Origin of the sequence: Aestuariicoccus sp. MJ-SS9 (genome assembly GCF_032586235.1) — a bacterium.
In the GTDB taxonomy this organism is placed as follows: Bacteria; Pseudomonadota; Alphaproteobacteria; order Rhodobacterales; family Rhodobacteraceae; genus Aestuariicoccus.
This window is the reverse complement of sequence record NZ_JAWHTD010000079.1, coordinates 1-8502: the sequence shown is the minus strand read 5'-3', so window position 1 is coordinate 8502 and position 8502 is coordinate 1. Positions and strand designations below refer to the sequence as shown.

The window sequence follows — 8502 nt, the reverse complement described above, 5'->3', positions numbered from 1 at the left end:
CGGCGATATGCTGTTCGAGGTACTGAAGTACGATGTCTTCGGTGATGGCGCCGTTGGTTGTCGAGAAATACCCGAGCCCCCAGAACCTGCGGGCCCAATAGCGCCTGCGCAGTTCTGGGAACGCTCGTTGCACCTTGTGAGACGAACGACCCTTCATCTTGCGCACCAGATCGGAGATCGCGAGCTTCGGAGGCACGGATACGAACATGTGGACGTGGTCGCTCGACAGCACCCCGCGCAAGATGTCGACATCGTTCTCGCGGCAGACCTGGCGACAGATGTCCCGCACGCGCAGGCGCACCCGGCCTGTCAGGACCTTGAAGCGGTACTTTGTCGACCAGACGAGGTGGTACCGATGGTAGAAGACGCAGTGTTTGCCCTTGTCATACTGCATGATCGTATTCTCCCGAAAATGAACCTCCGACCCCGGCTCCGGTTCATTTTCGGGAGAATACGATCATACGACGATTCTTCGCGCTGAAGCGCTTCCGACTGAAAGTCGGAGGGTTTGCTCCAGAGCGTGGATACTGAACACCGTCCTCGCGACCCGTGCCCGCACCGGTTGCTTCCACGGCAAAACCCCAGCCGACGAACAAGCCTACTTCGAAGCCTTTTCAGGTGAAGTGCTAGTCGCTGGACCGGGTTTCTCATTCGGCTGGCTGCTCGCCGCCATTCGCGTCATGAGGGTTGCGTTTGTCGTCCACAAATGGATAGGCTTAACGAACTCGATGCAGTCGTGCATAATTTCAGTCTATTACTATTATACATAGACCTCTTCCAGTCGGCCTGATTCAATTAGCTTAACTGCATCTTGAAGTGCCTTTATTCGATTTTGGGCTGCCCTTGCTTGCATCTGGTTTTCTTCGATTGCATTCAACGCCCAAGCCAACATGACATCCGCATCGCGCTCTGCACCTCGCTTCAAGTAGATAGGTGCACGTCGATTGTTGGGGTGGCGCATATCAACAACATCTTCGGGGCGATAGTAGTTTTCACTACCAGCTAGAAGTTTGATCATGTCGTCTTGATTTCCAAGAAACTCAATCTCAACTTCGTCTTGGTTGAGCCGCGATCTTTCAGTCAAAACACCACAGTACGTATCGTACAATTCTCCTTTCCAAACAACGCAAATCTGTGAATAACAACAATAAGAGGCTAGGTGATTATGATCATCTTTCCATTGCCATCTATAAACGTCTTGTTCGCGCATGTCAGTCCTTTCAATATTGTCTCGATGCATTATAGATATTTAATAGCCATGCATACCGTTGATAAGCGTCTGGGAATGTATTAGCCGCCATTCTGGTCTTCAGGTTTATCGCATATCAATTGAGGGTTTGTAGGTAAGATGTTCTCCTGTTGGCCGAAGTGCGAGGGTTTGGTAGCTAACCTTGCGTTTCTCTGATATTGTTCGTCCGACTCGGACGGGACTAGTTAGAGGTGTCCCATGAAATTTCTCGCAGCTCTTGTAGCCCTTGCAACGCCAACGTTCGCACATGCGGATGACTGGCACGGCATCTGGACGACTGATCCGAGCGCCTGTCAGTACAAAGACATGATTGGCGAGCATGATCCAACACCTGTTCTGTATTCAGCAACTTCGTTTATCGGTTATGAAGTGCGTTGTGATGTTAAGAGGTCTGAACGAATTTCCACTCTTCCTGCTTGGCGCATTACGCTCTCCTGCATGGGCGAAGGCATGTCATACGACGAAGAGCGCTTACTCATGATATCCGAGGATGGCCGCCTCTGGGAATTTGATGGTGTCTGGGAGCCGATGGGCTTCACACGCTGCGAGTAAAGCTGCTGAACATTCCGAAAATGACTGCGTAACTACTTACCCGGAAATCGTGGCAGACTCAGTCGTGTCCCTCTCGGCTGGAGGAGGCGAGCACCAACCGGCTTGGTTAGCGATAAAGACCAAAATGTTAAACGCTGCCTACGAGGCGTTTGGGCCTCCGCAGACCTGGGCCACCCCTCCCTAGGCACGGCACTACGGTTGTGAGAGGCCTAGTGGCCTTCTCGGTCGACCCTTTCTCTTGAGATAAAGTGGCCCTTGCGGATCAAACGGTTTGATAACTAGCAGCGCAATTTTGGGGCGAGATCAATCTGGACGTTCGACGATGTTTCCCGTCCCCAGACTTCAAGCATGCCCGACTACCGCTTTGAACTATGCGCACCTGCTTCCAATGTCGGTTGGGTCCGCACAGATGCAAGGAATAGAGCGCCACCAAAAGCATGTGGTGCAACTATTGTGTCTGCAACTTCCTTTCACCGGTCGTTTCCCCAATTCCGGCGAACGTCATCTCCGTCGGGGCAACCCGTGATCTCCGGCAACTATGGTCAGCGCCCGTCACCTCCAGCAGGCGCTCAACCGGCGTCACCGACATCGGTGTCGGCTGCGGCATCCTCTGAGTTGAGCTCGGCCCGCCACCAGTCCACGTCGTCAATTCGCTGGTCCGTCCCTCGGGTTGCCCGCACGGTCGCCGCGCGCAACGAAGGGGAAGCGTCTTCATCGCGGCAGACCGCCAACCCGGCCGGAACGCCCAATAGGGCGCCAATGCTGACGCCGATCCCGGCGCCCCACGGGCTCATCGTCCAGGCATTCAACGATAAGGAGTAGAGGAAATACCCGGCAGCCGACATCAGGCCCCCGATCATCGCGATCGAGACAATGTTGCTACGGTCGAAAGGCGCGGTTGCGAGACCGGCTAAGACGCCAGCGCCAATACCAACTCCGGCGGTCACGAGAACGTCCGTCAACAAGTCTCCGGCGCCCAGTTGCAGCGCCCTCAGATCAAAGGAGACAGCCGCCCCAATCATGCTGCCCAAAAAGCTCCCCGCGGGCCCCATGATGAGGACCACCATGACGATGGATGCAGCTTTCGACAAGGCGGTCGAAGGTGAAGCCGGTTTTACTGCGCTGGGTTTGCGCAACCGCTTGTGGCGTCCCATGATGGCGTCTCCCCTCGCCATACTTTCCTTTGCGGTAGTGTAGGAGGACGGACTTTGCTCTTCAATAACGCGTTAAACTCTGCGGCCGGTGACCAACATCTTGGGCCGGATTCATCCCCTGCATTGGGTCGTCGACTGGGCGCGCTTGACAGTGGATGTCCCGAGCCCCGACGCCTAAGCTGGTTACATGGCTTTCAAAGCAATACCCCGATGGCTCCTGGTCGCAGTTTTGTGCGCACTAGGGGTCTATGCCTACGTCAGCGTTATAGAAGACCTGATCGGCGCTGCGTTTTTGGGCGTCTTCTCGGTAACCGTGGTTTACAAAATGGCCACGCGCGACTTGACCCTTTCTGAGGCGATGGCGAACGATGACGACTTCACCGACCAAATCACGGTTCAGGACGGTGTCGTCTATTTCGACGACGGCCAGGACGACTGGTCGGAACCGGTAACAAATTTCGACGGCGTGTTGTGGCGGGTGGAACGAGCGGCCCGCGACAAGACCGGTACCTGGAACATCCTCATGCTGGTCCACCGCACCGATTCGAAGCGCTCTATCACCCTTTACCGATCGCAGACCGATTATGGCATGCGCCGGCGTTGGAGCGAAATGGCGCTCGCCATCGGCTTGCCGGCCCTGCGCGATTCCGGCGACGGAAATGTAACGCGTCTTGAAGTCGCGGACCTGACCCGATCAGTCCGCGAGCGGGCTCGCCAAGGGCGCATAGCGGATTTCTTCGATCAGCAGCGGGAAGTCCCCAAGGGCCTGACCTGGTGGCATGCCGACGGCATGGTTTCGGTGGTGATCCGCAAGTCGCGCTGGCCTTTCCTGCTAGGCCTGGTGCCGGTGCTGTTCCTCGCCGTGATGCTGCCCAACGATCCCCTAGTAGTGAAGCTGGTGATACTCAGTTTGCCTACGGCGATCCTGCTGGTCTGGATGGCGCTGGACTATCGCATCGAAATGACGCCGGAAAACATCACCATGCGTCGGACGCTCGGCGTCTTGGCGCTGCCGGGCAGGCGCTATCCACTCAACGCGATCATGGAAGTGCTGAAGGTTGGCGATATGATCGCGAGCGTGCGCGTTGAGACCGACCGGAAGGTCCTAAAGATCACGCCGTTGAGCTCGAAAAAGGCCGAGTGGTTGTATGTTTTCCTAATCTCGGCCCTCGCGACTGCGCCGGAGCCCGCCACGGTGCAATAACCCGTTGGCTGCAGTGGCAGAGAGCTCAGTTTTCGCCGTTCGGCGTGAACCGATAGGGGCCGGAAAAATAAGCGCGCGCACCACAAAAACTGCGCTCGTCGTCGTACTCGATTGCGAGCGTTACGACCCCGCCATCGCCTGGGGTTAACGTCATGGTACGGTCTGTCTCGGGAATCGGCCAGGAAACCTCGCCGGCTCCGGCCCGGCTGGCATTTGCACCCATGACCTCGCAAAGATGTCCGTGTCTCAAGGTCACCGTAGAAATATAGAACCCGTAGTCGCCGCGAGGTCCCGCCGCGAGCGTCAGATCGCCCACGATCTCTTCGGGGCGGACGACATAGTCGTAGACACCGGAAAGCTCCGGAACACCCAGATCCTCCTCGATCTGCCGGCCCAACGCGACCCACCGACGCGCCAACGCAGTCCAAAGACAGACGCGGTCGTCTTGGCAACGGTCTCGCTGTTTCAGCCAGTTCTTCTGCGCGTCGACGACGCCCGGGTGCTTTGACCGCAGAGCGCTGAATTGGCGAGAGATTTCCCGGTCCATGAGCATCGAATACGCATCGTCGCAAATCGTCTGTTCCACGGCGGTGCTCGCCTTCGCGCAATCAAAGCTCGCTCCCTCATCCGCCAGAGCATTGCGCTGCTGAAGAGTTGCCAAGACAGCCAGCGAAATTCCGAGTAAGTAATACCTCATTCGTGACCCGCCATTCCATGCACCTGTCGTGGAAACGGTACCAAACCCTGCAAATACGGCAAAGCCAGCTCTTCAGCCCGTCGGCAGGTATCGGTCCAGCACTGCATCCACGATCCCGGCCTGAAGCCGGTCGCCCGTCTCCTCATCCACCCCAAGCACATCGGACAGCGCGATATGCTGCTCCAGTCCGGTGAGCATCGACAGGCGACGCACGAGATCGTCGAATTCGGACGGTTTCATCTTCGCCCGAACCGGCTCCAGGGCGGTCGAAAAGGCCCGGACCCGTCGCGCGCCCCTAAGCTGGACGGCCGAGTCTTCCGCCCAGTTGCGCATGGTCTGCGCAAGGAATTGGCGGAACTGCCCTTCATGCGCGCGGATAAAGCCGAGGTAATATTGAGCGACGCGATGCACTCGCGCGCGCGGCGCGCTCGCAGCAGGTGAGAGTGCCGCAAAGGATGTTTTGGGCCTTAATAGTGTCTGATTTCGAGCTGTCGCCAGGTATTCCGGGCGCTATCGCTCTACAGTCATCATCAATCTCTCGGCCAGCGATCGATCCCCTGTTCCAAATAAGCGAAGATCGTATTTGCTCTCAGATTGGATGAGATGCTGGGTGGCGCGCTGATGGTCAAGCGGTCAACTACGCACGCGAAGGCAGAAACCTAGCGCAAGTCCAGAGCGGTCTTTCTTTTGGTCGGCCCCAATGTCTCCTTTGCGGACAAGGACTCCGTTTAACGCCCTAAAGCAAGGCTCCCACCCAAAGGCCCAGTGCAAAAACCGTATGGGCGGCGAGGTTCATAACCCGAACCTTCCACGGATTGGGGGTCTTTGACGCAGCCCAGCCGAGCCCCATGCCCGGTTGCAGCAGGAACCAGCCAAAGCCCACCATGAGGATTGAAAACAAAAATGCGGGCAGAAATGTAGGATGAGCCAACCATCCGGGTCCCATGATTGTCGCAAGTGCGACGCCATAGATGATCCCCACCGAATAGTGAAAGACCCAGCCAATCTGAAGTTCTCCGGGCACGTTGGCTGCCTCAGAAATCGCGTTGTGAAATACTGTTCCGCGGGGCAGGTGAGCCACCCAGCGTCCAGGCATGGCCCAATTGGGCAGCGGCTGCCCGGCAAATCGGTTTAGCGCCAGTGCCCATAGATCCATTGCGCCTGTCGCCAGCACGCCCATGAGCACCCCCGCAATCATGTTCTCCGCCATCCTGCCTCTTTCATAGCCTGCGGGTCTTGTCCCAGGTTTCCGGCACTATGACCAGACCCGGGTGCACAATCTCCACAATGCGGTGGTTCAGGTCACCTCGTGGGGATGTGCAAGTACCTCTTAGCCAGGTGAGCCGATGAGTGTAGGACCAAGCCATTTGTATTCGAGCCACATGCCCATCGTTTGGCTTGTACTCTACCAACTCATCCTTAACGGTTGACACTATTTTGCAGGTTCGGCGAGCTCCGCGTTCGATCACTCGATTGTGGTGCTAAGGCCTGCCAAAGCCCGAGCGGTGATGGCATCCCAGTCCCAAGCGATGCCAAGTCCGGGGGCCGAGGGAGCCATCGCAAAACCATCGTGGATGTTGAGGCGAGAGGTGGTGATGTCGTCCAGCTGCGGGATGTATTCCAGCATCGGGGCATTGGGCACCGCGCAGGTCAGGCTGACATGGAGTTCCATTAGGAAATGCGGGCAGATCGCAACGTTGAAAGCCTCGGCCATATGCGCGATCTTGAGCCAGGGAGTGATGCCGCCCACGCGGGCCACATCGGCCTGAACGATCGTGCATCCGCCCATTGCCAGATAATCCTTGAATTGGCTGGCAGAATACATGCTCTCACCAACGGCGATGGGAACCGGTGAGGCGGCAGTCAGTTGGACATGTGCTCCCACATCGTCGGCAGGCATTGGTTCTTCGAACCAGCCAATGTCGAATTCGGCCAACATGTCGGCGCGACGGCGTGCCTCGGCGAGGGTGAAGGATTGGTTGGCGTCGACCAGGATTTGATAATCCGCGCCAACCGCCTCGCGCACGGCCTTCAGACGCGCGCGATCTTCAGCCAGCGTCGGCTTGCCGATCTTGATCTTGGAGCCAATGAAACCCCGTTTCTGCATTTCAAGCGCATCCGCCACCAGGTCTTTGGCCGTGATGTGCAACCAGCCGCCCTCAGTTGAATAGAGCGGGACCGAAGATTTCGTACCGCCCGCCATGCGCCAAAGCGGCAATCCGGCACGTATACAGCGCAAGTCCCAAAGAGCGGTATCGATCGCGGCCAACGAAAGCGAGGTAATGGCGCCGACCGCCGTTGCATGTGTGGCGAAAAGAAGGTCCCGCCAGATACCCTCGATCTCCTCGGCCTCGCGCCCGATCAAGCGGGGTAGAAGGGTTTCGCGCAGTAGGCTGATCACCGCCGGTCCGCCCGAACCGATGGTATAAGAGTACCCTGTCCCCACTTGACCATCGGAGTCGGTCAGGCGCACGATCGGAGTTTCCTGGCTGACGAAGGACTGAATGGCATCGGTGCGAGTGACCTTGGGCACAAGGTTCACCATTAAAATCTCAGCTTTGACGATGCACGCCATCAGTCAGCCCTCAACGAATTGCCGGTGTCGGAGACGCAGTGTCCATGGCGGTATCTATCTCCCGGGTTACCACGCTCCGGCAAAGCGTGGCGGGGACCGAACGTTTTTGCAATGAGCTTCCTGTCCCGAAGTTGTCATGTAAAGGTTGTTCTCCGTGGCCTCGGCCCTCGGCGATGGCTCTGCTGGCCGAAGTTTCGTCGGCGGAGGGCCGAAAAAGCTGGCGACGAGAGTGTCGATCGGTTTGGTTGCCGCATTGAGGCATTAACACCGCGCCGGCCACAACGTCGCTTGGAACAAGTAGTGACCAAGCGAGAACGGAAAGGCGATTGTTCTTCTCTTGCGGCGGACAGTGGACGGCCGGCGCAATTTTGGCAAATATTGCCAATAAAATTGACAATGATCGTCATTTTGTGGCACGATGGATGCTTTCAGGAGGATGATGAATGGCAACGATGAATGTCTCCCTTCCCGATCCTATGAAGGCTTGGGTTGAAGCCCAGTTGAAGGACGGACAGTTCAGCAACACGAGCGATTACGTGCGCCATCTTATTCGGCGCGATCAGGAGAGGGTACAGGCGATCGCGGCTCTGCAGCAGGCGATTGACGAAGGCGTGAAGAGCGGGGAGCCTGAGCCATTCGACTTCAAGGCATTCAAGGCAAGGATGCGGGCGCAAGATGCCCGCGAGTAGACTGACCGCCTACCGGCTGACACCCGCAGCCCAAAACGATTTAGAAGAAATATGGCTATATACGGCCCGGACTTGGTCAGCCGCGCAGGCCGATCGCTATACAGACATCCTTGAAGATACATTGGATCGGTTACTCTTCATGCCAGAAATGGAGCGTGAACGCGGTGAATTCGACCCACCTGTTCGCATTCATCCCAGCGCGGAGCATCTGATCATCTACCGGGTTGAGGGCAATCAACTTTTGATCTTGCGTGTCTTGGGCGCAGGCCAGGATTGGCACACGATCCTGAGGGCGGTGGACCAATGAGTCGGGTCTGAACAACGCCCAACGCTCTGAATTTATGTGAGAAATGTCTTATTTTGTTGGCTTTGGCCTGCAGGG

Annotated in this window: 11 protein-coding genes; 4 read left to right on the top strand and 7 right to left on the bottom strand. The window is 57.1% G+C overall.

Going from position 1 to position 8502, the window contains the following annotated elements:
* Both tnpA and RXV88_RS22605 read right to left on the bottom strand, forming a co-directional pair.
* On the bottom strand, positions 1 to 394 hold a 394-nt coding region (tnpA, locus tag RXV88_RS22610), incomplete at its 3' end, for an IS200/IS605 family transposase (protein WP_316295936.1).
* Positions 395 to 760: 366 nt separating this feature from the next.
* Positions 761 to 1210 (bottom strand): hypothetical protein, encoded by a 450-nt coding sequence (locus RXV88_RS22605; protein WP_316295935.1) that lies wholly within the window; start codon positions 1208 to 1210, stop codon positions 761 to 763.
* 237 nt (positions 1211 to 1447) lie between these two features.
* On the opposite strand from RXV88_RS22605, the gene RXV88_RS22600 reads away from it, so the two are divergent.
* Positions 1448 to 1801 (top strand): hypothetical protein, encoded by a 354-nt coding sequence (locus RXV88_RS22600; protein WP_316295934.1) that lies wholly within the window; start codon positions 1448 to 1450, stop codon positions 1799 to 1801.
* A 569-nt stretch (positions 1802 to 2370) separates the two neighbouring features.
* Here the strand turns inward: RXV88_RS22600 and RXV88_RS22595 are convergent.
* Positions 2371 to 2955: a hypothetical protein gene (locus RXV88_RS22595; RefSeq protein ID WP_316295933.1), complete on the bottom strand. Its 585-nt coding sequence runs from the start codon at positions 2953 to 2955 to the stop codon at positions 2371 to 2373.
* Between the two features lie 187 nt (positions 2956 to 3142).
* On the opposite strand from RXV88_RS22595, the gene RXV88_RS22590 reads away from it, so the two are divergent.
* Entirely contained in the window at positions 3143 to 4159 is a 1017-nt protein-coding gene (locus RXV88_RS22590; RefSeq protein WP_316295932.1) for a hypothetical protein, read from the top strand.
* 25 nt (positions 4160 to 4184) lie between these two features.
* On the opposite strand, the gene RXV88_RS22585 is transcribed toward RXV88_RS22590, so the two are convergent.
* From RXV88_RS22585 to RXV88_RS22570, 4 genes are all read right to left on the bottom strand, one after another.
* Positions 4185 to 4856 (bottom strand): hypothetical protein, encoded by a 672-nt coding sequence (locus RXV88_RS22585; protein WP_316295930.1) that lies wholly within the window; start codon positions 4854 to 4856, stop codon positions 4185 to 4187.
* Between the two features lie 72 nt (positions 4857 to 4928).
* Positions 4929 to 5189 carry a hypothetical protein gene (locus tag RXV88_RS22580; RefSeq protein ID WP_316295929.1) on the bottom strand — a complete coding sequence of 87 codons (261 nt, stop codon included), beginning with the start codon at positions 5187 to 5189 and terminating at the stop codon, positions 4929 to 4931.
* Between the two features lie 403 nt (positions 5190 to 5592).
* On the bottom strand, positions 5593 to 6066 hold the full coding sequence (locus RXV88_RS22575; protein ID WP_316295928.1) for a DUF2938 domain-containing protein: 474 nt from the start codon (positions 6064 to 6066) through the stop codon (positions 5593 to 5595).
* 255 nt (positions 6067 to 6321) lie between these two features.
* A complete protein-coding gene (locus tag RXV88_RS22570; protein ID WP_316295927.1) occupies positions 6322 to 7431 on the bottom strand; it encodes a mandelate racemase/muconate lactonizing enzyme family protein in 1110 nt (369 codons plus the stop codon).
* Between the two features lie 443 nt (positions 7432 to 7874).
* On the opposite strand from RXV88_RS22570, the gene RXV88_RS22565 reads away from it, so the two are divergent.
* Entirely contained in the window at positions 7875 to 8120 is a 246-nt protein-coding gene (locus tag RXV88_RS22565; protein ID WP_316295926.1) for a type II toxin-antitoxin system ParD family antitoxin, read from the top strand.
* Positions 8107 to 8427 carry a type II toxin-antitoxin system RelE/ParE family toxin gene (locus tag RXV88_RS22560; protein WP_316295925.1) on the top strand — a complete coding sequence of 107 codons (321 nt, stop codon included), beginning with the start codon at positions 8107 to 8109 and terminating at the stop codon, positions 8425 to 8427. Before RXV88_RS22565 ends, RXV88_RS22560 begins: the two co-directional genes overlap by 14 nt.
* The last annotated feature ends 75 nt before the right edge of the window (positions 8428 to 8502 follow it).